The sequence below is a fragment of the Veillonella sp. 27098_8_77 genome, from assembly GCF_041431535.1.
Lineage (GTDB): Bacteria > Bacillota > Negativicutes > Veillonellales > Veillonellaceae > Veillonella.
On record NZ_JAPVXW010000001.1, the window covers coordinates 62498 to 85125 of the forward strand.

At 39.2% G+C, this 22628-nt stretch carries 24 protein-coding genes; 23 read left to right on the top strand and 1 reads right to left on the bottom strand.

The annotated features are described in order from the left end of the window. Nucleotides 1-149: 149 nt before the first annotated feature. Nucleotides 150-1397: an aminotransferase class I/II-fold pyridoxal phosphate-dependent enzyme gene (locus O3617_RS00260; RefSeq protein ID WP_371447954.1), complete on the top strand. Its 1248-nt coding sequence runs from the start codon at nucleotides 150-152 to the stop codon at nucleotides 1395-1397. A 47-nt stretch (nucleotides 1398-1444) separates the two neighbouring features. Here the strand turns inward: O3617_RS00260 and O3617_RS00265 are convergent, their stop codons facing one another. Next, the gene (locus O3617_RS00265; RefSeq protein ID WP_371447955.1) at nucleotides 1445-1714 is read right to left on the bottom strand and encodes a DUF896 domain-containing protein; all 270 of its coding nucleotides are present in this window, start codon (nucleotides 1712-1714) and stop codon (nucleotides 1445-1447) included. A 123-nt stretch (nucleotides 1715-1837) separates the two neighbouring features. On the opposite strand from O3617_RS00265, the gene nth reads away from it, so the two are divergent. From nth to O3617_RS00375, 22 genes are all read left to right on the top strand, one after another. Continuing rightward, nucleotides 1838-2473 (top strand): endonuclease III, encoded by a 636-nt coding sequence (gene nth, locus O3617_RS00270; RefSeq protein ID WP_371447956.1) that lies wholly within the window; start codon nucleotides 1838-1840, stop codon nucleotides 2471-2473. A 1-nt stretch (nucleotide 2474) separates the two neighbouring features. Beyond that, nucleotides 2475-3914, top strand: a complete 1440-nt coding sequence (locus O3617_RS00275; protein ID WP_371447957.1) for a hypothetical protein — start codon at nucleotides 2475-2477, stop codon at nucleotides 3912-3914. Nucleotides 3915-4020: 106 nt separating this feature from the next. After that, nucleotides 4021-4290, top strand: coding sequence for a YdbC family protein (locus O3617_RS00280; protein ID WP_295783904.1), 270 nt, complete (start codon nucleotides 4021-4023; stop codon nucleotides 4288-4290). Nucleotides 4291-4363: 73 nt separating this feature from the next. Then, nucleotides 4364-4561 (top strand): 50S ribosomal protein L31, encoded by a 198-nt coding sequence (gene rpmE / locus O3617_RS00285; protein WP_004696185.1) that lies wholly within the window; start codon nucleotides 4364-4366, stop codon nucleotides 4559-4561. A 57-nt stretch (nucleotides 4562-4618) separates the two neighbouring features. Further along, nucleotides 4619-5530, top strand: coding sequence for a DUF1385 domain-containing protein (locus O3617_RS00290; protein ID WP_371447958.1), 912 nt, complete (start codon nucleotides 4619-4621; stop codon nucleotides 5528-5530). Between the two features lie 14 nt (nucleotides 5531-5544). Continuing rightward, entirely contained in the window at nucleotides 5545-6627 is a 1083-nt protein-coding gene (prfA, locus tag O3617_RS00295) for a peptide chain release factor 1 (RefSeq protein ID WP_371447959.1), read from the top strand. Beyond that, nucleotides 6620-7489 (top strand): peptide chain release factor N(5)-glutamine methyltransferase, encoded by an 870-nt coding sequence (gene prmC / locus O3617_RS00300; RefSeq protein ID WP_371447960.1) that lies wholly within the window; start codon nucleotides 6620-6622, stop codon nucleotides 7487-7489. The genes prfA and prmC overlap by 8 nt, the downstream gene beginning before the upstream one ends. 4 nt (nucleotides 7490-7493) lie before the next feature. Continuing rightward, the gene (locus O3617_RS00305; RefSeq protein ID WP_371447962.1) at nucleotides 7494-8528 is read left to right on the top strand and encodes an L-threonylcarbamoyladenylate synthase; all 1035 of its coding nucleotides are present in this window, start codon (nucleotides 7494-7496) and stop codon (nucleotides 8526-8528) included. Nucleotides 8529-8643: 115 nt separating this feature from the next. Continuing rightward, the gene (locus O3617_RS00310) at nucleotides 8644-9084 is read left to right on the top strand and encodes a low molecular weight protein arginine phosphatase (RefSeq protein ID WP_371447964.1); all 441 of its coding nucleotides are present in this window, start codon (nucleotides 8644-8646) and stop codon (nucleotides 9082-9084) included. 11 nt (nucleotides 9085-9095) lie between these two features. Beyond that, the gene (gene rpiB, locus O3617_RS00315; protein WP_005376273.1) at nucleotides 9096-9533 is read left to right on the top strand and encodes a ribose 5-phosphate isomerase B; all 438 of its coding nucleotides are present in this window, start codon (nucleotides 9096-9098) and stop codon (nucleotides 9531-9533) included. Nucleotides 9534-9592: 59 nt separating this feature from the next. Continuing rightward, nucleotides 9593-10834, top strand: a complete 1242-nt coding sequence (glyA, locus tag O3617_RS00320; RefSeq protein WP_371447966.1) for a serine hydroxymethyltransferase — start codon at nucleotides 9593-9595, stop codon at nucleotides 10832-10834. Nucleotides 10835-11019: 185 nt separating this feature from the next. Then, nucleotides 11020-11646: a uracil phosphoribosyltransferase gene (gene upp / locus O3617_RS00325; RefSeq protein WP_005376354.1), complete on the top strand. Its 627-nt coding sequence runs from the start codon at nucleotides 11020-11022 to the stop codon at nucleotides 11644-11646. Nucleotides 11647-11838: 192 nt separating this feature from the next. Further along, nucleotides 11839-12864 (top strand): sugar-binding domain-containing protein, encoded by a 1026-nt coding sequence (locus O3617_RS00330; protein ID WP_316589377.1) that lies wholly within the window; start codon nucleotides 11839-11841, stop codon nucleotides 12862-12864. A gap of 51 nt (nucleotides 12865-12915) precedes the next feature. Further along, nucleotides 12916-13926, top strand: coding sequence for a type I glyceraldehyde-3-phosphate dehydrogenase (gap, locus tag O3617_RS00335; protein ID WP_005376357.1), 1011 nt, complete (start codon nucleotides 12916-12918; stop codon nucleotides 13924-13926). 17 nt (nucleotides 13927-13943) lie between these two features. After that, nucleotides 13944-15122 (top strand): phosphoglycerate kinase, encoded by a 1179-nt coding sequence (pgk, locus tag O3617_RS00340; protein ID WP_371447968.1) that lies wholly within the window; start codon nucleotides 13944-13946, stop codon nucleotides 15120-15122. A 1-nt stretch (nucleotide 15123) separates the two neighbouring features. Next, nucleotides 15124-15894: a triose-phosphate isomerase gene (gene tpiA / locus O3617_RS00345; RefSeq protein WP_371447970.1), complete on the top strand. Its 771-nt coding sequence runs from the start codon at nucleotides 15124-15126 to the stop codon at nucleotides 15892-15894. A gap of 18 nt (nucleotides 15895-15912) precedes the next feature. Further along, on the top strand, nucleotides 15913-17436 hold the full coding sequence (gpmI, locus tag O3617_RS00350; RefSeq protein ID WP_371447971.1) for a 2,3-bisphosphoglycerate-independent phosphoglycerate mutase: 1524 nt from the start codon (nucleotides 15913-15915) through the stop codon (nucleotides 17434-17436). A gap of 26 nt (nucleotides 17437-17462) precedes the next feature. Continuing rightward, nucleotides 17463-18749, top strand: coding sequence for a phosphopyruvate hydratase (eno, locus tag O3617_RS00355; protein WP_371447972.1), 1287 nt, complete (start codon nucleotides 17463-17465; stop codon nucleotides 18747-18749). Between the two features lie 222 nt (nucleotides 18750-18971). After that, nucleotides 18972-19988: a GspE/PulE family protein gene (locus O3617_RS00360; RefSeq protein WP_371447974.1), complete on the top strand. Its 1017-nt coding sequence runs from the start codon at nucleotides 18972-18974 to the stop codon at nucleotides 19986-19988. After that, nucleotides 19969-21012, top strand: a complete 1044-nt coding sequence (locus O3617_RS00365; protein WP_371447976.1) for a type IV pilus twitching motility protein PilT — start codon at nucleotides 19969-19971, stop codon at nucleotides 21010-21012. The genes O3617_RS00360 and O3617_RS00365 overlap by 20 nt, the downstream gene beginning before the upstream one ends. A 9-nt stretch (nucleotides 21013-21021) precedes the next feature. Continuing rightward, entirely contained in the window at nucleotides 21022-22194 is a 1173-nt protein-coding gene (locus O3617_RS00370) for a type II secretion system F family protein (protein WP_371447978.1), read from the top strand. 15 nt (nucleotides 22195-22209) lie between these two features. Beyond that, nucleotides 22210-22623, top strand: coding sequence for a competence type IV pilus major pilin ComGC (locus tag O3617_RS00375; protein WP_371447980.1), 414 nt, complete (start codon nucleotides 22210-22212; stop codon nucleotides 22621-22623). The last annotated feature ends 5 nt before the right edge of the window (nucleotides 22624-22628 follow it).

A 22628-nucleotide genomic window follows, 5' to 3' on the forward strand; every position in this document is an offset into this window, starting at 1 on the left:
TATGAACTTGAAACCACTCATCTTAGATGGGTGGTTTTTTTGTATGTATTCATGTATACAATATTTTTCATGAATACACATTGTCTAAATGCTTAACTTTAGGTATGATAATGATGTAATAGTTCTTTATAGTTAGGATGGTGTATGCGATGACAAGTGTAGCAGCGAAACACGCAAGAGGAAAAAAATTAAAAGATGTAATCTTTGTGACTGCGGGTCAGGCGGCTGAAGATACTAAACTAAATGGTCGAGAGAATGTAGTAAATGGTACATTAGGTGCTATTTATGATGAAGAAGGAAATCTAGTATTCTTAAAAACTGTAAAGGAAGAATATTTAAATTTACCTGATACTGAACATGTGGGGTACGCTCCTATTGCAGGTATTCCACAATATTTGGAATGTGCAGAACAAGAATGTTTTGGCGCATCTCGTCCTGATGGCTATATTCGCAGTATTGCTACTACTGGCGGTACAGGTGGTATTCATCATTTAGTGCATAACTATACTGAACCTGGCGATGAAGTGTTAACTGCAGATTGGTACTGGGGTGCATATCGTGTTATTTGTAGTGATAATGGACGTACACTAGTTACCTATTCTTTATTTGATGAACATAATAATTTTAATCATGATGCATTCCAACATCGTGTTAAGGAATTAGCTGCTAAACAAACAAATGTTGTTATTTTATTTAATACACCAGGTAATAATCCAACCGGTTATTCTGTAGAGGATAAGGATTGGGATTCTATTCTTGCGTTCTTGAAAGAATTAGTTGCTATTGGCCGTAATAACGTTATCATTGGCATTGATGTGGCTTATTTGGATTATTCTGGTGAAAAAGAAGAAGTTCGTGCATTCTTTAAAAAGATGGGTCATTTGCCAAAGGAAATTCTTGTATGTGTATGCTATAGTCTTTCCAAAGGCTTTACGATGTATGGTCAGCGTGTTGGCGCTATGATTGGCATTTCTTCAGATGAAGAAGTAGCTGATGAATTCTTAGAGGTTAATAAATCGACTAGTCGTGCCACATGGTCAAATATTTGTCGTCCTGCAATGCGTGCTATGGCAAATATTGTATCTGATCCTGATAAATTTAAAGCTTATGAGGATGAACGTAATTGTTATTATCAATTGATTCGCGATCGTGCTAATATCTTTAAACAAGAAGCAGCGCAAGTAGGTTTGCCTATGTTGCCATATCGCGGTGGTTTCTTTATTACGATTCCAACCGATGCGGGCACAGCGATTTGTGAAGAATTAAAGAAAGAGCATATTTATGTAATCGCTTTAGGCAATGGTATTCGCGTAGCAGCTTGTGGTATTCCTAAATTCCAAATGCAGGGATTAGCTGGGAAAATTTATGATGCTATGAAGCGATTAGGAAAATTATAAAAGGATGAATTTCAAAAGGCACTTCAAATTTGAAGTGCCTTTTAGTATTAGTGAATATCTTTATGTTCTTTTATATCTTTATCTGCTTCTTGCGCTAGGTCATCTAGTGCTTTTTTAGGAGCTGTTCGTTCACCTGTTTTAGGATCAACAAATTCAACGCGGTCTAATGTGCTTGTAACTTGTCCACGAATGAAACCTAGATAGGTATTATATAACTCTTTCTTTTCAGCTAATTCTTCTGGTGTTAGTTCTTGACCAGATTTTTTCTTAGCGGCCAATTCATTTATCCGTTTTATTGTGTTGTTAATATTACTCATAATTGCCTCCCGTATTCTAGATTAGAATAACATATTTTATTATAACATAGAACTAAATGAACACGTATGGTAAGATATACATTGTACGAGTCCGTAATTTCACAAGTGAGAAAGGAGTTAGTCGTGCGTGTTACGAAAGCAATTAAGGCAGAGCAATTAGCATTGTTAGAAGAACATTATATAGATGCTAAACCTGCCCTTGAATACACAAATGAATTTGAATTATTAGTGGCTGTTGTTTTATCAGCTCAGTGCACTGATGAAAGGGTAAATATCGTTACTAAACGATTATTTCCAGAATTAAATCATCCGGCTAAAATGTTAGAGGTCGGTGTTACTAAATTAGAATCGCTCATAAAGGACTGCGGTTTATATAAATCAAAGGCTAAAAATTTGATTGCTACTTGTCATATTTTGGTTGAACAGTATCATGGAGAAGTGCCACGTGAGTTTGATCAACTCGTTGAATTACCAGGCGTGGGGCGCAAAACGGCAAATGTTGTAGTATCCGTATTATTCGGAACACCTGCTATTGCTGTAGATACACATGTATTCCGCGTAGCAAACCGATTGAAATTAGGTATTGCAAAAACGCCAGAAGAAATGGAGCAAAAATTGCAAAAGGCTATACCAAAAGAGAAGTGGTCTGCAGCCCATCATTGGCTGATTTATCATGGACGACGCATTTGTAAGGCCCGTAAGCCTATATGTGAAACATGTTTTTTAAATCATCTTTGTCCGTCAGCAGGAAAGGTTTAATATGAAAAAGAATAATGAAGAATTTATTGCTCTTTGTGCCCAATATGGCATAGAAGGTATTGATATTGTCAATGAATTAATGCGTTTTAAAGTATTAGATCAATTGCTCTCCAGCAATGCAAATTCTCGTGAATGGGGTGTTACACCAGAGGATTTGTATGGATTAGCAGAGAAGTCTACTGTTGAATCCTTTGGACCTATTCCATATGATGTAAACACATTCCGTACATTGTATGGACCATCCTTTACGGTAGAGCTCTTTGATTTTATTAGTGATACTGGTATTTTAGATGGCCTTGATGTGGGTACTGTATGGGAAACGCCTGTACGTGAAAGTATAGAAGCTCATAGCAAAACGGGGGAACTCGTATTGTATGCTTATGTAGAAGAATATGCTGGTATGATAGAAGAAATCTTACAATCCTATGAGGATAAAAAGGTGGTACTTTATACAGCATCTCCTGTATGCTATAGCATTATTTCTCGATTGTATCCAATGGCTCAGATTATTAATCAATGGCCACATCGTAGCTATTTCGACCATATTTTTACAGGTACGGTTGGTATGTTCCAATCCTCTGAAGATATTGTAGAAGAGGTTGCTAATGGTTTGCATAATTTGGTTCCAGAAGGGACTGCTCAATTGTTCTTACCAGCAACGATGGCACAAAATCAATTGGGATTGAATAATATGGCATTACAATTCTTTTTGAACCAAAAACGTGTAGAATCTATTCGTGAATGGACTCCGCTTGGGGCTTATGAGATTATTTATGGTAAATATGATGTTAAAAAGATGCGCGTTGGTCTTCGTGAACGCGTTGGTGACGAATGGAAAGCGATTAATTATATTCCATTGCCTCATGGTGTCTTTGCTCAATTACCGGTGTTTACCGTATTAAATTATGGTTTGTCCTTACGTTCGATTTTATTGCCAGGTGGTCAAACTGATGTAGCCTTAGGGCAGGATGGCATTTATTGTATAGATAGTCGTGTTTCAGAATTAGGACGTGCGGCACTTCGTGAAAATGGGGCGTATTACTTAGCTTTCACCCGTTATAGTGACCATGTAGATGTGGCTATGGGTACAGAAGCACCTAGTACGGGTGTATATTGGATGTTCCCTGATGCAGAATTGGCATATATGTGGTATACATATTTCTCTAGCACAATTGGGCAAACCTTGATGCAAGAGATTTCTATGCTTGTTCAAACAGAGGAATCCTTCGGTTATATGCTCAGTAGTGTACGTCGTCGCGTACTTGATGTAAATGATGAATCAATGCTAGTGAATGCGGTTAAGAATATCGATGAAGCCTATAAAGAAACTATCAAATCTGCACGGGAATCTTGGCAAAGCAATATGAACTCCTTAGGTGCTGACGTAATGCCGCCTACAACATCCATCGATATTGAAGATTACAGTGACTATAAAAAATAATTGTCAATATGTGTAAATTGGTTTACAATATATCGTATCCGTTTAGACTAAGTAAATAAACTTGACACATAGTGTACACTGTAATTAGATAAGGAGGGAGGCACGTATGGCTGTTATCAATTTTGAAATTTTCAAGGTTATCGGTACATTATCTGAAGATAAAGATGGCTGGAAAAAACAACTTACATGCACAAGCTGGGGAAAATATAATCCAAAATTTGACCTTCGCGCTTGGGATAGTGAATATACAAGCATGAAAAAAGGGATTACTCTTTCCTTAGAAGAATTGATTGCATTACGCGATATTTTAAACGAAAGTGATTTAGAAACTATCTTAGCTGAAGCGATTGAAGAAAAACAGGCTTCTAAAGAGTAGTTTCTTGATTTGTACGTATTATCGTGCTATAATCTATAAGAATAATATTGATTGCTGGAAAGAGGTGTATAGAATGAAACAAGGTATTCATCCAGACTATAAAGAAGCTACAGTTACTTGCGGTTGTGGTAACACATTCAAAACTGGCTCTGTAAAAGAAGACCTTCGTGTAGACGTTTGCTCCAAATGCCATCCGTTCTTCACTGGTCAACAACGTGCGGCTCAAGCTCGTGGTCGTATCGAACAATTTAACAAACGTTACGGTAAATAATAGTTTATGTAGCGAAACAACTATTGGCAGGGCTTTGGGCTCTGCCTCTATTTGTTTATGAAAGGAAATCCTTTGGCAAAAGAACGTATTAAGAAGTTCGTTGGTGGACAAGCGGTAATCGAAGGCGTTATGATGCGTGGCCCAGGATATACAGCAACGGCTGTACGTGAACCTTCTGGATCCATTGTAGTGCAAAAAGAAGCAACTAAGTCTATTCAAGATCGATATCCTATATTAAAGAAACCATTTTTACGAGGCTGTGTTGCCCTATATGAATCTCTCGTTATCGGCATGAAGGCATTGTCCTTTTCTGCAAAGGCGGCTGGTGATGAAGAGGAAGAAATGTCCAATAGTGAAATTGCCATTACTATGGTAGTTTCTACACTATTTGCGATAGCTTTATTTGTGGCCCTTCCTACATTTGTAGTTAAATTTATTCCAGGTATTCAAGATAATCACTTTATTTTGAATCTTGTAGAGGGGGCTATACGGTTAGCTTTGTTTTTGCTCTATATTTGGGGCATTGGTCAAACTAAGGATATACAACGTGTATTCCAATATCATGGCGCAGAGCATAAAACCATTCATGCTTATGAAAATAATCTACCATTAACAGTAGAGAATGTACGTATACAATCACGATTACATCCGCGATGTGGCACAAATTTCTTGCTTATTGTAATGGTAGTTAGTATATTTGTATTTGCCTTTTTAGGCTGGCCTAACTTGCTAGAACGCATTGTGTCACGTGTTTTATTGATGCCTGTTGTAGCAGGTATTGCTTATGAATTTATTCGTTTTGCAGGATGTAGTGAAAGTTCCTTTGTAAAATCTCTTGTTAAACCGGGTTTAGCGTTACAATATATGACGACACGTGAACCAGAAGCAGATCAAATCGAAGTAGCTATTCGCGCTCTAGAAGAGGTGCGTCCTCCAGAAGAAGATGCTTATGAAGATGATACACATTAAGATAGAGGTTACCCATGTTAGTAGATAAATTACAAGTTATTGAAGATAAATTTATGGATCTTGAGCAACGCATCAGTGACCCAGAGGTCATTGCTCGTCAAGATGAATGGCGTAAATTGACACGTCAACATGCACAACTAACTGAAACTGTAGAAGCCTTTAGAGAATATAAAAAGGTTTTGGCTGGCATTGATGAGGCTATGGAAGTCATTGAAGATAAATCAATGGATGAAGAATTCCGTGAAATGGCTCAAGAAGAATTGAAAGAATTAAAACCTCAAAAAGAGGAATTAGAAGAAAAATTACAAGTTCTTCTATTACCAAAAGATCCTAACGATGATAAAAATATTATCATCGAAATTCGCGGTGGCGCTGGTGGCGATGAAGCGGCATTGTTTGCAGGCGACTTATTCCGTATGTATACAAAATATGCTGAAAGCCAAGGGTGGCGTTGTGAAATTATCGATGCTAATGAACCTGAACTAGGCGGTTTTAAAGAGGTTGTATTCTCTGTAGATGGTGAGAATGTATATTCCAAGATGAAATTTGAATCTGGTGTACATCGTGTACAACGGGTTCCAGCTACAGAAACACAAGGCCGTGTACATACATCTACGGTTACTGTGGCAGTACTTCCTGAAATGGAAGATGTTGATATTGAAATCAATGATAAGGATTTGAAAATCGATACATATCGTGCCAGTGGTGCCGGTGGTCAGCATATTAATAAAACAGAATCTGCTGTCCGTATTACCCACTTACCAACAGGTATTGTCGTAGCTTGTCAGGATCAACGTTCTCAGCTACAAAACAGAGAAAAAGCGATGCGCGTATTGCGTGCAAAATTGCAAGATAAAGCTGAACAAGAGGCTACAGCTAGCATGGCCGCAGACCGCAAGAGCCAAGTTGGTACAGGTGATCGTAGTGAACGTATTCGTACCTATAACTATCCACAAGGTCGCGTAACAGATCATCGTATCAATTTAACATTGTATAAATTAGATGCTATTTTGAATGGCGATCTCGATGAAATTATTCAAGCCTTAAATGCCGCTGATCAAGCAGCTAAAATGCAGGAGGCTAATACAAATGTATAAGGAGATTTGGACGATTGGTCGTATTCTCCAGTGGACAGAGCAGTACTTTCAAAGCAAGGGGATGGATACACCTCGACTTGATGGGGAAGTACTGCTTTCTCACGTTTTAGGGAAGAATCGTATATATCTATATACGAATTATGATCAACCGTTAGAGCAAGAAGAACTGGATAGATTTAGACCGCTTGTCATTGAACGGGCTAAAGGACATTCTGTAGCATCTTTAACGGGAACAAAAGACTTTATGGGATTGACATTTGCTGTAAATGATAAGGTCCTCATTCCTCGTCCCGATACAGAAACATTAGTAGAATATGTATTAAGTGCCTATCATCAACAAGACTCTATTCGAATCCTTGATATGTGTACGGGCCCTGGTACTATTTTACTAAGCCTCTTGCATTATCTGCCTACAGCAACGGGGATGGGCCTTGATATTTCTCGTGATGCACTTGAAATAGCCACAAAGAATCAAGAAGCATTTAAGCTAGAGAATCGTAGCGAATTTCACGAATCGGATATGTTTTCTTATTTAGAACATCATAATGAGTTGTTTGATGTGATTGTATCTAATCCGCCGTATATTCGATTAGAGGATAAGAAAATTCTGTCTCCTGATGTACTTAATGAGCCTCATATTGCATTATTTGGTGGTGAAGATGGCCTTGATTTCTATCGTCAGTTAGCTATGGGGTGCGTAAAATATCTTAAACCTTATGGACTTGTGGCCTTTGAGGTAGGATATGATCAAGCTAAGGCTGTGAAATCTTTACTGGAGGCTGTTGGCTCCTATGTAGATATATCTTTTGCAGCAGATTTAGCGGGCATTAATCGGGTTGTGACGGCTCGCGTGAAGGGGTGAGAATGTGGAGACTAAAATCATTACTGAACTTACAAAAGAGAATCTTCAATTAGTTGCACATGCCTTGCGTTCCGGTGAGGTGGTAGCAATTCCTACGGAAACCGTATATGGTCTTGGTGCTAATGGCCTCGATGCAGATGCAATGGATAAAATTTATGCTGCTAAAGGTCGTCCTTCAGATAACCCATTGATATTACATGTACCCAATGCAGAAAGTATTAAACCGCTTGTGAAAGAAATACCTGAAACAGCAAAGGCCTTGATTGAGGCTTTTTGGCCGGGTCCTTTAACAATTACATTGCCTAAATCCGATCTCGTGCCTGACCGTGCAACTGGTGGTTTAAATCGCGTCGCATTACGTTGTCCAGACCACGCTGTATGCCGTAACATATTAGAATTGGCCGGTGTGCCCATCGCGGCGCCTAGTGCTAATATTTCAGGCCGTCCAAGCCCGACTACGGCACAATCCGTTTATGATGATATGAATGGACGTATTCCTTATATTGTAGATGCTGGAATCTGTACGATTGGTGTGGAATCAACGGTTGTAGAGGTGAGAGATGATGGGGTGACCATCTTACGGCCCGGTGGTATCACAAAAGAAATGTTAGAACAAGTTGTAGATAATGTGTCCTATGATCCATTTTTGTCGTCTCAAAATGAAGCGCCAAAGGCTCCTGGTATGAAGTATAAGCATTATGCTCCCGATGCACCTATGTGTGCATTTATAGGCAATCCCAAGGATGTGGCGGAAGCTTTCAGTAATGTGATTCGTGAACAGGACACTAAGCGTGGTGCATTTTTGGTTAGCCAAGAAACATATGAATTGTTAAAAGATAGTGTACACGGTGAATTTCATGTATATGGACATAGTGGTGATGCGGTTGCCTTAGCTCACGATTTTTACAAGACATTACATCATTTTAATGAATGTGATGTAGACTATATTTTAGCAGAAGGTGTTGAGAATACAGGCCTCGGCGTAGCGGTTATGAATCGCATGGAAAAGGCGAGTGCTGGTCATATTATCTATTTATAAGCAATTATGTAATATTTATTATGTCCATTCATAATAGAAAAATGTCTTTACATATTGGATGTATTTGCTATAATGTATAAATAGCCACAGAAATTGTGGCGGTAAGGATGTCATTATGAATATTTTGTATGTATGTACTGGTAATACCTGTCGTAGCCCAATGGCAGAAGGTATTACGCGGGCCTTGGCAACAGAGCTTGGTCTAGACGTGAATGTAGTTTCGGCTGGATTATTTGCTGCTTATGGTGCCAAGCCTACAGAAGAAGCTGTGATTGCGATTCAATCTATTGTTGATATTTCTGGCCATGAATCAAGACCTCTTACAATGGAGCTTGTCAATTCAGCGGATTTGATTATTGGTATGACACAAGATCATAAATCTGTGTTACTTCGTCAATTTCCTTTTGAAGTAGCTAAAATTAAAACCCTTGCTGAATGGGGGCATGGTGCAGGAGATGTGGTAGATCCTTTCGGTTCAAATCAAGACGTGTATAATCAATGTGCTGAGCAAATTTATAATTTGGTGAAAGCTGGATTAGTAGCATCAAAAGAATAGGAGATAGAGCTATGAAAATTGCTATTGGTTGTGATCATGGTGGATTACATTTAAAACAAGAAATTAAGGAATTATTGTCTACATTAGGCCATGAGGTGGAAGATTTTGGTACACATAGTACAGAATCTTGTGATTATCCGGATATTGCCGAACCAGTGGCACATGCCGTTGTAGATGGTGCAGCAGATCGAGGCATCTTAATCTGTGGTACAGGCATTGGGATTGGTATTGCAGCCAACAAAATTGCAGGTGTACGTGCAGCGCTTTGTCACGATACATTTTCCGCACATGCCAGTCGCGAACATAATAATGCCAATATTCTTACGATGGGGGAACGCGTTATTGGACCGGGACTTGCAAAGGATATTGTTACGATTTGGCTTAATACAGAATTTGAAGGCGGACGTCACGCGCGTCGTGTAGAAAAAATTTCTGCTCTTGAAAAATAATACATCTTTATTCAATTAGTTATCACATTATATTTACATATGTTTCAAGGAGGATTCCCATGAGTTTCTTAGCAAAACAAGACCCTAATGTTAAAGCAGTTATCGATCAAGAATTAATGCGTCAACGCGATAAATTAGAAATGATCGCTTCTGAAAATATCGTATCCCAAGCCGTTATGGAAGCTCAAGGTAGTGTATTGACTAATAAATACGCTGAAGGCTACCCTGGCAAACGTTATTATGGTGGTTGCGAACATGTGGACGTAGTAGAAACATTGGCTATTGAACGCGCTAAACGTTTATTTGGTGCAGAACATGCAAATGTACAACCACATTCTGGGTCTCAAGCTAACTTTGCTGTATATTTTGCTATGTTAAAACCTGGTGACACTATTGTTGGTATGAACTTGTCCCATGGTGGTCACTTAACACATGGTTCTCCTGTTAACGTATCTGGTACATATTTCAATGTTGTTCCTTACGGTGTTAATGCAGAAACTCAACAAATCGACTATGATGAATTCCGCAAAATCGTATTAGAAGCAAAACCTAAATTGATCATTGCTGGGGGCAGTGCTTACAGCCGTCAAATCGACTTCAAGAAAATGGCTGATGTAGCTCATGAAGTAGGCGCGATTTTCATGGTAGATATGGCTCACTTTGCTGGCCTTGTAGCTGCTGGTTTACATCCAAATCCAGTAGAATATGCAGATATCGTTACAACTACAACACATAAAACATTGCGTGGCCCTCGTGGCGGTATGATTTTGTGCAAAGAAGAATATGCAAAAGCTATTGATAAAGCTGTATTCCCTGGTATCCAAGGTGGTCCTTTGATGCATGTTATCGCTGCAAAAGCTGTTGCATTAGGTGAAGCATTACAACCAGAATTTAAAGTATACGCTGAACAAGTTATTAAAAATGCAAAAGTATTGGCTGCTGAATTGATGGCTAAAGGTTTGACTATCGTTTCTGGTGGTACAGATACACATGTTATGCTTGTAGATGTGCGCAATACAGGTTTGACTGGTAAAGAAGCAGAACATCTTCTCGATGAAATCGGTATCACAGCTAATAAAAATACAATACCATTCGATCCAGCTAGCCCATTTGTAACTAGTGGTGTTCGTTTAGGTACACCTGCATTGACTACACGTGGTCTTAAAGAAGACGATATGAAAGAAATTGCAGATATTATTGCTACAGTACTTCAAAACCCAGAAGATGCAGCAAAACATCAAGATGCTGCAAAACGCGTAGCTGCATTATGTGAAAAATATCCTTTATATCCTAACTTATAATTTATAGGTATTGGTATAGTAAGAACCCAAAAGGGTGAGTAAGAGTTTTTCTTGCTCACCCTTTTTATGTTGTGGTGGTCATATTTATATGGCAGGATTTGTAAATATGTGATAGAGTATGTATGAATAGTAAAAGGCCGAAATAATGATTTCGGATTCGGATTGTTTTTATAGGGGGCATAATCATGAACGTTAATGTTATGACACATCCATTGATTCATCATAAGGTTACATTGATGCGTGATGTACAAACAGGTTCAAAAGATTTCCGCGAATTATTAGATGAAATTACATTGTTGATGGGCTATGAAATTACACGTAATTTGCCATTAGAAGATGTAGAAGTGCAAACACCATTGACTAAGATGACAGGTAAACGCATTGCAGGTAAGAAATTAGGTATTATTCCAATTTTGCGTGCTGGTCTTGGCATGGTAAATGGCATGCTTAGCTTGATTCCAACAGCTAAAGTTGGTCATGTCGGTTTATATCGTGATCCAGAAACATTAAAACCAGTAGAATATTATTGCAAATTACCTAGCGATGTGGGCGAACGCGATTTCATCGTTACCGATCCAATGTTAGCTACTGGTGGTAGTGCATCTGCAGCGATTACGTTGTTGAAAGAAAAAGGTGCTAAGAGCATTAAATTGATGTGCCTCGTAGCGGCTCCTGAAGGTGTAGAAGTTGTTAACAAAGAACATCCTGATGTACCTATTTATGTAGCAGCTCTTGATGAAACATTGAATGAACATGGCTATATCTTGCCTGGTTTAGGTGATGCAGGGGACCGTATTTTCGGTACAAAATAATCACGACATATGATAGACATATATCTATAAATACGATGTAAAAGACGCCCGAAAGGGCGTTTTTTACTTGAATAAAGTTGTAATAAGGTATAAAATAATCATGTAGAAGTATTTTTTTATTCTAGGTGGGACTGATTTTGTTTGTCCGGGACGAATATCGTTATCCTTATCAAAGGGTAAAGGAGGAACCCTATGAATGAGTTGTTAATGGTATGCGAGCGTATAGCACCGGAATTAATGACCGTCTTAAAGGATCGCTACAAATTATTGAGTCATTTAGCCTATGAAGAACCTCTCGGCCGTAGGAGTTTAGCACTAGCTACGGATATATCAGAACGTGCAGTACGATCTCATGTTGATGCATTACGTGGTAACGGATTAGTTGAAATCTCTAAACCTGGTATCTATCTAAGTGCTGAAGGACGAGAACTAGTTCCCAAATTAAGGAGTATTCTTTATGAATATGAACGTGTTGGCGAATTAGAGCAACAGTTGAAAGCGGCATTACATATTGATGATGTTATTATCACACCTAGTGAAGGATCATTAATGTTAAAACGCTTAGGTTTTACTGCTGCGAAAGTGGTTCAACGTATGGTAACCGATGGGTCTGTTGTAGCCGTTAGTGGTGGTAGTACCATGGCGGCAATGGCTGATGAAATGCCTAGTAGTGTGTTGCATCCCGTGGTTGTACCAGCCCGTGGTGGTGTTGGTGAAGTCGTCGAATATCAAGCGAATGTAATCGCCTCTGTATTAGCAGAACGTTGGCATGGCTCGTATAAGATGCTTCATTTACCAGATGGGCTATCTAAAGATTCCCTAGATATGCTTGTAACATTAGAACCACAAATCAAGGAGATTAGCGAATTAATCCATAGAACTGATATATTGGTTTTTGGTATTGGTCAAGCACTCCATATGGCCGATGTACGACATATACCGGAGGATGTGCGCCGTCAACTCGTTGATGGCGATGCCGTAGGTGAAGCATTAGGTCAGTATTGCTCTATGGATGGTTCTATCGTCTATGCGACGAACAACATAGGGCTTTCATTAAGGGATATAGTAAATATACCGCATGTCGTAGCTGTAGCAGGTGGCTTTGATAAAGCTGGTGCTATTATCAGCGTTATGAGGTCTTGTAAAAAGGGAATCCTCATAATAGATGACCAAGCAGCAGAAGGCATGCGCCAATTACTAAATATTCCTGCGTTATAATTTAGTTTATTATTTTTAGTATTATATAGTTCTTTTGAGGAGGACAAAACAATGGCAGTTAAAGTTGGTATTAATGGTTTCGGTCGTATTGGTAAATGTGTAGTACGTGCGGCAATTAATAATCCAGATGTTGAAGTAGTAGCTATTAATGCGACTGGTGATAATGAGGGTACTGCATTATTGTTAAAATACGATTCCGTACATGGCACAATTCCTAATGAAGTAACATTTGACGATGAAAATATTTATGTAGATGGCAAAAAAATTCGCGTATTCCATGACCGTGATGCTTCTAAATTGCCTTGGTCTGAAGAAGGCGTAGAAATCGTTATGGAATGTACTGGTAAATACCGCGATGCAGAAGAAGCAAAGGTTCATTTGAATCAACCTACTGTTAAGAAAGTATTGATTTCTGCACCTGGTAAAAATGAAGACTTAACAATGGTTATGGGCGTTAACCAAGATATGTACGATCCTGCAAAACATCACATTATCTCTAATGCATCTTGTACAACTAACTGCTTGGCTCCATTTGCTAAAGTATTATGCGATGAATTTGGCATTAAACGCGGCATGATGACAACTATTCATTCCTATACTAATGACCAAAAAATTCTTGATGCACGTCATAAAGACCCTCGCCGTGCTCGTGCAGCAGCTATGTCTATCATTCCTACAACAACTGGTGCAGCAAAGGCTGTTGCTAAAGTATTGCCTCAATTAAAAGGTAAATTAGATGGTTTTGCGTTGCGCGTTCCTACACCAGATGTATCCGCTACAGATCTTGTTTGCGAACTTGAAAAACCTGCTACAAAAGAAGAAATCAACGAAGCATTCCGCAAAGCAGCAGCTGGTGAATTAAAAGGTATCTTAGGCGTATCCGATGTGCCATTGGTATCCTGTGACTTTAGTTCTGATCCTCGTAGTTCCATTGTTGATGCTGATTTGACAATGGTTATGGATGGTAACATGGTGAAAGTTGTTTCTTGGTACGATAACGAATGGGGCTATTCTGAACGCCTTATCGATATGGCAGCTTTCGTAGCTAGTAAAGGTCTATAATGGGAGGAAATTCTAGGATGAAATTAACCATTTTAGATATGAATGTAGATAATAAACGCGTTTTTGTACGTGTAGATTTCAATGTGCCTATGAAGGATGGTGTCATCACTGATGACACTCGTATTCGTGGTGCACTAAATACAATCAAATATTTAATCGACCACAATGCTAAGGTCATTCTTGCATCTCACTTTGGTCGTCCAAAGGGTGAACGTAAACCGGATATGACATTAGCTCCTTGTGCTAAACGTTTATCTGAACTTATCAATAAACCAGTTGCATTTGTAGATGATTGCGTTGGTCCTAAGGTTGAGGCAGCCGTTGAAGCATTACAACCTGGCGATGTATTGATGCTTGAAAACTTACGTTACCATAACGAAGAAACAAAGAATGATCCAGCGTTTGCTAAACAATTAGCATCTCTTGCTGATGTAGCTATCAATGATGCATTTGGTGTATCTCATCGTAATGCAGCATCTGTAGTTGGCATTGCTGATTACATCCCTATGGGTGCGGGTTTCTTGCTTAAAAAAGAAATTGATGCATTAAGTGCAGCTATCGTACATCCTAAAACACCTATGGCAGCCATTATCGGTGGTGCTAAGGTAACAGATAAAATTTCTGTTATTTCCAATCTATTACCTAAGGTAGACGTTATGATTATCGGTGGCGGTATGGCGAATGCTTTCATTAAGGCTCAAGGCTGTAACATCGGTAGTTCCTTATATGAAGATGGTCAAGATGCTATCGCTACAGATTTAGTTATGGAAGCACGCGTTGCAGGTGCTAGATTATTGACACCTATCGATGCTGTAGTAGCAGATGCTTTCAGCAATGATGCGAATACAAAAATCGTGGATGTCGATAACATCGAAGATGGCTGGATGATTTTGGATATCGGTCCTAAAACACGTGAACTATATACAGAAGCATTGGCTAATATGAAAACTATCATTTGGAATGGCCCAATGGGCGTATTTGAAATGGATAAATTTGCAGCTGGTACGAATGCAGTAGCTAAAGCCGTTGCAGAATCTGATGCCATGACTATCGTTGGTGGTGGTGATTCTGTAGCTGCTATTGAAAAAAGCGGCTTAGCAGATAAAATCAGCCATATTTCGACTGGTGGCGGTGCATCCCTTGAATTATTGGAAGGTAAGGTTTTGCCAGGCATTGCTGCTTTAACAGAGGCCTAAAATGAGAAAACAAATTATTGCAGGAAACTGGAAGATGAACGGAACTATTGCATCTGGTTCTATCTTAATTGAAGCATTTACTAGTTTTCTAGGTGATAAAGATTTGGACTGTGACGTAGTTGTATGTCCGCCCTTTACTGCGCTTGAGAGAGCTGTGTCCTTAACACGAGATACACAGGTTGGCGTAGGGGCTCAAAATATGGATTATCATGATGCCGGTGCATTTACTGGCGAAGTTTCTCCGTTGATGTTAACGGAACTCGGTGTGTCCTATGTCATCATTGGCCATTCCGAACGCCGTGAGTACTATGGTGAAACAGATGCTATGGTTAATGAAAAGATTAAGAGTGCATTTCATCATAATTTGCAACCTATTGTCTGTGTTGGTGAAAGCCTTGCTCAGAGAGAGGCAAATGAAACGATTTCTTTCATTCACGGACAATTAGAAAGTGCATTACAAGATATTCCAGCGGATCAAGTGGAACAATTGATTATCGCTTATGAACCGATTTGGGCTATTGGTACGGGCAAGACTGCAACGGCTGATCAAGCAGAGGAAGTATGTAAATCTATACGTGATTATATAGCGGAGCTATATACATCTGCTGTAGCTGAATCAGTTCGAATTCAATATGGTGGTAGTGTAAAGGCTAATAATGCGCGTGAAATTTTAAGTGAGCCTAATATTGATGGGGCCCTCGTTGGAGGCGCTTCGTTAATCGTGGATGAATTTAATGAAATCATCATGGCGGTTCAAGACGTAAGTAAATAACATACTAGAGGTATAAATATGGCAAAATTACAGGCACCCGTAATGCTAGTCATCCTAGATGGCTTTGGTATGGGGGACCAAACAGATACGACGAATGCCGTAGTACAAGCAAAACCAAGTTATTTTAATCATTTGTGGGATACGTATCCCCATACAACATTACAAGCTTCCGGTCTTGCAGTCGGTTTGCCAGAAGGGCAAATGGGTAATTCAGAAGTTGGACATCTCAACCTTGGTTCAGGCCGTATTGTATATCAAGACTTAACGCGTATTACTAAGGACGTAGAGAATGGAGAATTTTATCATAAGCCTGTAATACAAGAGTTATATAAGCATGCTAAACATGGCAAATTACAAATCATTGGCCTTATTTCTGACGGTAATGTACATTGCTCATTAGAACATATCAAGGCAGTCATTGCCGGTGCCAAACACGAAGGTATTAAAGAGGTATATGTTCATGCTCTGTTAGATGGTCGCGATGTACCGCCACAATCGGCGACAACCTATCTTAAAGAGCTTGAAGATTTTATGTCTGATGTTGCTTGCGGAAAAATTGCTACCGTAAGTGGTCGTTACTATGGCATGGATCGCGATAATCGTTGGGACCGTGAGGAACTGGCATATAATGCCATCGTCAAAGGAGTAGGTAATATAGCAAACTCTGCATGTGAAGCCGTGTTAAAGTCCTATGAAGATGGTGTTAATGATGAGTTTGTAGTACCTACAGTAATTAACCCTAATGGAACTATCAGTAATGGGGATGCAGTTATTTTCTGTAACTTTAGACCTGATAGAGCCCGCGAATTAACAAAGGCTTTAACATTACCTGATTTTGATGGCTTTAAACGGGAACCTATATCTATCTATATGGCGACCATGACAAAGTATGAAGATGGATTACCTGTTCATATTGTCTATGAAAAGGATACGTTGCATAATACTTTAGGTTCTGTACTCTCCGATGGAGGCTATCGTCAATTGCGCATTGCAGAAACAGAGAAATATGCACATGTAACATATTTCTTTAATGGTGGTAATGAGGTACCATTTGAAGGTGAAGACCGTATTCTTGTACCATCGCCTTCTGTAGCAACCTATGATTTGCAACCAGAAATGAGTGCCCCTGAAGTGACGAATAAGGTTGTTGATGCTATTCATAGTGGTCAATACGATATGATTATCTTAAATTATGCAAATCCAGATATGGTAGGTCATACAGGAGATTTTAAAGCTGCAGTGAAAGCAATTCAAACTGTGGATGCAGGATTAGAACGTATTGCAAAGGCTATATTAGAGGCTGGAGGACAGCTTTTAGTTACCGCCGATCATGGTAATGCAGAGCAAATGGTCAATCATGAAACAGGAAAACCGCATACAGCGCACACGACTAATGTGGTTCCATTGATTTTGGTCGATGCAAATGATAGGTATAAACATCTAAAATCTGGTAAATTATGTGATATTGCACCAACTATGTTGGCATTGGCTCATATTGATAAGCCAAGTGATATGACAGGTGAAAGTTTGTTAGTAGATTAATTAGTATATAAATAAGAGGTAGTATTATGGCAGTAATTGAACAAGTCGTAGCTCGTGAAATTTTGGATTCTCGTGGCAATCCTACAGTAGAAGTTGAAGTATGTTTGGAAGATGGTACAATTGCGACAGCAGCGGTTCCTTCTGGTGCATCTACAGGGATGTTTGAAGCCGTAGAACTTCGCGATGGCGATAAAAAACGCTATGGCGGTAAAGGTGTTTTACAAGCTGTAGACAATGTAAATGCAAAAATTGGCCCTGCTATTATCGGCTATGATGCAACTGAACAAGTGGCGATTGATAATTTAATGCTTAAACTAGACGGTACAGATAACAAAGCTAACTTGGGTGCCAATGCAATTTTGGGCGTATCTATGGCTGTAGCGAGAGCAGCTGCTGAATCCTTAGATTTGCCGTTGTTCTTATACCTAGGCGGTTTTAATGCTAAAGAATTGCCAGTACCAATGATGAACATCTTAAATGGTGGTGCTCATGCTGATAATAACGTAGACCTTCAAGAGTTTATGATTATGCCTGTGGGAGCAAAAACATTTAGTGATGCATTGCGCAGTTGTGCAGAAGTATATCATACATTGAAATCCGTGCTTCACGATAAAGGTCTCAGCACTGCTGTAGGTGATGAAGGCGGCTTTGCCCCAAACTTAGCTTCCAATGAAGAAGCATTAGAAGTAATCTGCGAAGCCATTAAACGTGCAGGTTATGAACTTGGTACAGATTTTAAATTAGCTCTCGATGTGGCTTCTAGCGAAATCTATAAAGATGGTAAATATCATTTAGATGGCGAAGGTAAAGTATTGAGCGCTAGCGAAATGGTTGACTTCTATGAATACTTAGTCGATAAATATCCTATCGTATCTATCGAAGATGGTCTTGCAGAAGAAGATTGGGATGGCTGGAAAGTATTAACAGAGCGCCTTGGTAAACGCGTTCAACTTGTAGGTGACGATTTATTCGTTACAAATACAAAACGCCTTGAAAAAGGTATCGACCTTGGTGTAGCTAATTCAATTCTTGTAAAAGTAAATCAAATTGGTACATTAACAGAAGCTTTTGATGCTATGGAAACAGCAAAACGCGCTGGTTATACATGCGTAGTATCTCATCGTTCCGGCGAAACAGAAGATACATTTATTGCAGACATCGCAGTAGCTGTTAATGCGGGCCAAATTAAAACAGGTGCGCCTGCTCGTTCCGAACGTGTTGCTAAATATAACCAATTGCTTCGCATTGAAGAAATGTTATATGAAACTGCACAATATAAAGGCGATGCGGTATTTTACAATTTGAAAAAATAGAATAATACATTTGGTTTTAGAATAACAATGCTATAGAAGAGACTCCGTTGAGTAGTAAAAACTCAAGGGAGTCTCTTTTTTTGCTGTTTCCTTGCGTATATGTACACGCATTGTGGATTTTTTGAAAATAAACAGGAGTTTTCCTTGTTGTGAAGAATTACATAGTGCAATAAGCAAAGGTGATGCATAAACACACCGCAAGGTATAAAGGAGGGGGTGACATTGTATGTAGATGTTACATTAGATTCCATTATTACTCATGCTCTTACCCTAGGTGCTAGTGATATTCATTTTGACCCTATTTGTAATGGCGTACAAGTGAGATTGAGAATTGATGGATTATTAAGAGATTATATGTATATCGATGCTACTGATGCGGATATGCTCGTTAACCGAATCAAGGTATTCAGCGGCATGGATATTAGTGAGAAACGATTGCCTCAAGACGGGCGGTGGGAATGGAGTGCTAAATCATATGCGGTGACAATGCGTGTCTCTAGTCTGCCCAGCTTATATGGAGAGGCAGTTGTATGTAGGCTGATGGGAAATGAAGGGGCTCATAAGAATTTATTAGAACTTGGCATGTCCCAAGGGTTACAAGAGAAAATAGTTTCTTTATTAAAACGTCCTTATGGACTCATCACTATATGTGGACCTACAGGTAGCGGCAAGACAGCCACTCTGTATGCCATGCTCCGAATGTTGAATCTAAAGGAAACTAAACTTATATGTTTAGAGGACCCTGTGGAGGCGAGAATTGATGGAGCTATACAGATAGGGATTAATGAAAAGATTGGCTTTACCTTTTCAAAAGGACTGCGTACCGTATTACGTCAGGACCCTGATTCTATCATGATTGGTGAAATACGAGACCATGAGACAGCTCAACTAGCTGTGAAAGCAGCTTTGACGGGGCACCGTGTAATTACGACGGTTCATACGAATACCGCGTTAGATGTGATAGGCCGGCTTGTAGATATGGGGGTTGAACCGTATTTACTACATGCTACCTTAATTGGTTCATTATCTCAGCGTCTCGTGAGGCGTATTAATAGAGCAACGAATTCGTATCAGGGCCGACTAGGCCTATTTGAATATGTAGAAATACCATCCAGTGACATAGATTGGAATCATGTTGATTCTTATATGTATGTTTCACTTCATGATTCAGCGCATAGCGCCGTTGATTTGGGCATAACAACGTTAGAGGAGGTACATCGTGCAGGCATCCTATTGTAATAGTTTGGCAAGAATAGAGCCAATCACGAACATAGAAGATGTAATCCATTTAGCATTACAGTATAGCGCCACCGATGTACATCTAGAGGTTGATAAACCCATTTATATTCGGGCTGCCAATGGATTGGAACCTATTTCAAGCATATGCAGTAATGATATGATCAGCGAAGTCTTACAACGATGTGGGGTTATCGAAGATGGATGGCATTCTGTAGATAATGCTTTCACCAGCAATGGCATTCGGATTCGGGCACATATTTATAGGGCTAATCACAGAATATGTGGAACATTGAGGCTTCTCTGTCATGCTAATTTGTCGCTAGATGCATCAAAAGATAGTGATGTGTTAAAAGAGATTTGTGAATATCATGATGGATTAGTTCTCGTTACGGGGCCCACAGGAAGTGGAAAATCATATACCTTAGCTTGTTGCATAGAATATATAAATACAACTATGAGTAAACACATTATAACGCTAGAGGACCCTGTGGAATATGAATTTATACCCTTGCAGTCAATGATTCATCAACGGCAACTTGGAATTGATGTGGATTCGATGGCACATGGGATACGTGACGCGTTGCGCGAAGATCCTGATGTCATTATGGTCGGTGAATTGAGAGACCGAGATACCTTAGAAGCAGCACTGCATGCTGCTGAAACAGGTCATTTAGTGTTGGCAACTATGCATACACAACGTGCTGTCATGGCGGTACAACGGATGATATCTTTATTTCCAGGTGAGCAACAAGATGAAGTGCGCAGTCAGATATCACAAGTACTTCGCGCCGTTATATGTCAACGTTTATTGCGGTGGGAGACTTCATTTATAACGATTCGAGATATTCTATTAAATACTAATGCGGTGGCAAATTTAATTAGAAATCGAAAGGAGCCACAAATTGTTTCGATTCAAGAAACACAGGCTCCCATGAAAACATTAGAAATGGCGGTACGAGATGTGAAAGCAGAATATGGGGCTGCTCGACAATTACATGCTTTATTGGAACAACAACTATCATAGAGGGATTACATGAATGCCTATGACTATATAGCGATAACAACAGACAAGAAAAGAATACAGGGAATATTATGGGCCGATTCTGAAGAAGAGGTCAAAACTAAACTTAAACTAGAAGGATATGTGATTTGTAGCATAGCTAGATCATCTGGAAAAACAATTCGTTGGCGGCATAAACAGGTGAGTACCACTGCATATCAATTGGGATTATTATTACAATCTGGGATTTCGCTTAGGCGCTCCTTAGAACTCTTAATGGACGGTTCAAAAACGATGTTATATCGCTCTTTATATGAGGGCATACAACGAGGGCAATCTCTATCTGAGGTTCTTCGAGAAAAGGGATTCCCTTCCATTGCATTAGCTCTTCTTGAGAGTGGCGAAATGTCAGGGAACGTCGGAGAGTCCTTGCAGTATATAGCCTCTTATTACGAACGGGAACGAAAATACCAACAAAAGATGGTAAGTGCTATTTCATATCCCTTATTTCTATTAGTTCTTATGAATGTATTTTTCTTGGTTACTATATTGTTTATTATTCCATCGTTTACCCGCGTGTTTACAACCATGCATATAGAATTGCCATGGATGACAAAAGGTTTATTTGTATTAGGAACTTCCCTTCGAGAACATCCGCTTTTTTATATCGGTGTGCATGTGGGACTTATTGGAGTACTCATATATGCTTTTAAACAACCTTCGATTAGATATAGGTTTGATAGGCGTTTATGGCAGTTGGCTCAGCATAAAACGTTCTTAACCTCCCTATATTATGCGAATATTTTGCATATATGGGCGCTATTGTTAGATTCTGGGATTTCTATAATCAACACCATCGATATTACAAAACGTATATGGCGAAATCTATATGGTGAAGAGTGTAGCAATCATGTATATGCCATGCTGTGTAAAGGGCATTCCTTTTGTGAAAGTCTAAAATCATCATCAATAGGAAATTCTTTTATATGGCAAATGGTAGCAGTTGGAGAGGAAAGTGGTGAATTAGTAGCTATGCTGAATCATTGCAGTCACTACTATGAATCATTGTTGACACAGTATATAGCGAGAATGGAGCGCCTTATGGAGCCCATACTACTTACTATTATGGGGATTGGTATTGCTATCCTTGTTATATCTGTTATGTATCCAGTTTTTACATCTATATCATCATTGGGAGGTCAATGAAAGGAGACTCGTGAAATGCTTATTTCTTGTAGAAAAATCTTATCTCATTTAGAAAAATCATTTCTAAAATATATTAGTATTCGTCGACTACAACATACTAAACAAGGCGGTTTTACACTGGTAGAACTCATGGTGGTAGTAGCAGTTATTGCTATTTTGGCTGCTATAGCAATGCCTCAATTTATGTCTGCTGCGGATAAGGCAAAGAATGCAAAACAAGTAGCAGATATGCAAATCATCCGCAATGCGACACAATTATACATGATCGACAAAAGCTTAGATACACCTCCAACAGTAGAAAAATTATATCAAGAAGGTTATTTAACAGAGCATGTTAAAACTACAAAAGGTAAGGAATACGTTATTACCTATGAACAAGTGGCAGGTAATGCAGGCAAGTCTGTAGTCGTTACGGCTCCTGAAACATAAAGGAC

Excerpts from the sequence above, each read along its gene's own strand:
- O3617_RS00260 (WP_371447954.1), top strand. The coding sequence starts at position 150 with ATGACAAGTGTAGCAGCGAAACACGCAAGAGGAAAAAAATTAAAAGAT.
- O3617_RS00265 (WP_371447955.1), bottom strand. The coding sequence starts at position 1,714 with ATGAGTAATATTAACAACACAATAAAACGGATAAATGAATTGGCCGCT.
- O3617_RS00275 (WP_371447957.1), top strand. The coding sequence starts at position 2,475 with ATGAAAAAGAATAATGAAGAATTTATTGCTCTTTGTGCCCAATATGGC.
- O3617_RS00280 (WP_295783904.1), top strand. The coding sequence starts at position 4,021 with ATGGCTGTTATCAATTTTGAAATTTTCAAGGTTATCGGTACATTATCT.
- rpmE (WP_004696185.1), top strand. The coding sequence starts at position 4,364 with ATGAAACAAGGTATTCATCCAGACTATAAAGAAGCTACAGTTACTTGC.
- O3617_RS00290 (WP_371447958.1), top strand. The coding sequence starts at position 4,619 with ATGAAAGGAAATCCTTTGGCAAAAGAACGTATTAAGAAGTTCGTTGGT.
- prfA (WP_371447959.1), top strand. The coding sequence starts at position 5,545 with ATGTTAGTAGATAAATTACAAGTTATTGAAGATAAATTTATGGATCTT.
- prmC (WP_371447960.1), top strand. The coding sequence starts at position 6,620 with ATGTATAAGGAGATTTGGACGATTGGTCGTATTCTCCAGTGGACAGAG.
- O3617_RS00310 (WP_371447964.1), top strand. The coding sequence starts at position 8,644 with ATGAATATTTTGTATGTATGTACTGGTAATACCTGTCGTAGCCCAATG.
- rpiB (WP_005376273.1), top strand. The coding sequence starts at position 9,096 with ATGAAAATTGCTATTGGTTGTGATCATGGTGGATTACATTTAAAACAA.
- glyA (WP_371447966.1), top strand. The coding sequence starts at position 9,593 with ATGAGTTTCTTAGCAAAACAAGACCCTAATGTTAAAGCAGTTATCGAT.
- upp (WP_005376354.1), top strand. The coding sequence starts at position 11,020 with ATGAACGTTAATGTTATGACACATCCATTGATTCATCATAAGGTTACA.
- O3617_RS00330 (WP_316589377.1), top strand. The coding sequence starts at position 11,839 with ATGAATGAGTTGTTAATGGTATGCGAGCGTATAGCACCGGAATTAATG.
- gap (WP_005376357.1), top strand. The coding sequence starts at position 12,916 with ATGGCAGTTAAAGTTGGTATTAATGGTTTCGGTCGTATTGGTAAATGT.
- pgk (WP_371447968.1), top strand. The coding sequence starts at position 13,944 with ATGAAATTAACCATTTTAGATATGAATGTAGATAATAAACGCGTTTTT.
- tpiA (WP_371447970.1), top strand. The coding sequence starts at position 15,124 with ATGAGAAAACAAATTATTGCAGGAAACTGGAAGATGAACGGAACTATT.
- gpmI (WP_371447971.1), top strand. The coding sequence starts at position 15,913 with ATGGCAAAATTACAGGCACCCGTAATGCTAGTCATCCTAGATGGCTTT.
- eno (WP_371447972.1), top strand. The coding sequence starts at position 17,463 with ATGGCAGTAATTGAACAAGTCGTAGCTCGTGAAATTTTGGATTCTCGT.
- O3617_RS00370 (WP_371447978.1), top strand. The coding sequence starts at position 21,022 with ATGAATGCCTATGACTATATAGCGATAACAACAGACAAGAAAAGAATA.
- O3617_RS00375 (WP_371447980.1), top strand. The coding sequence starts at position 22,210 with ATGCTTATTTCTTGTAGAAAAATCTTATCTCATTTAGAAAAATCATTT.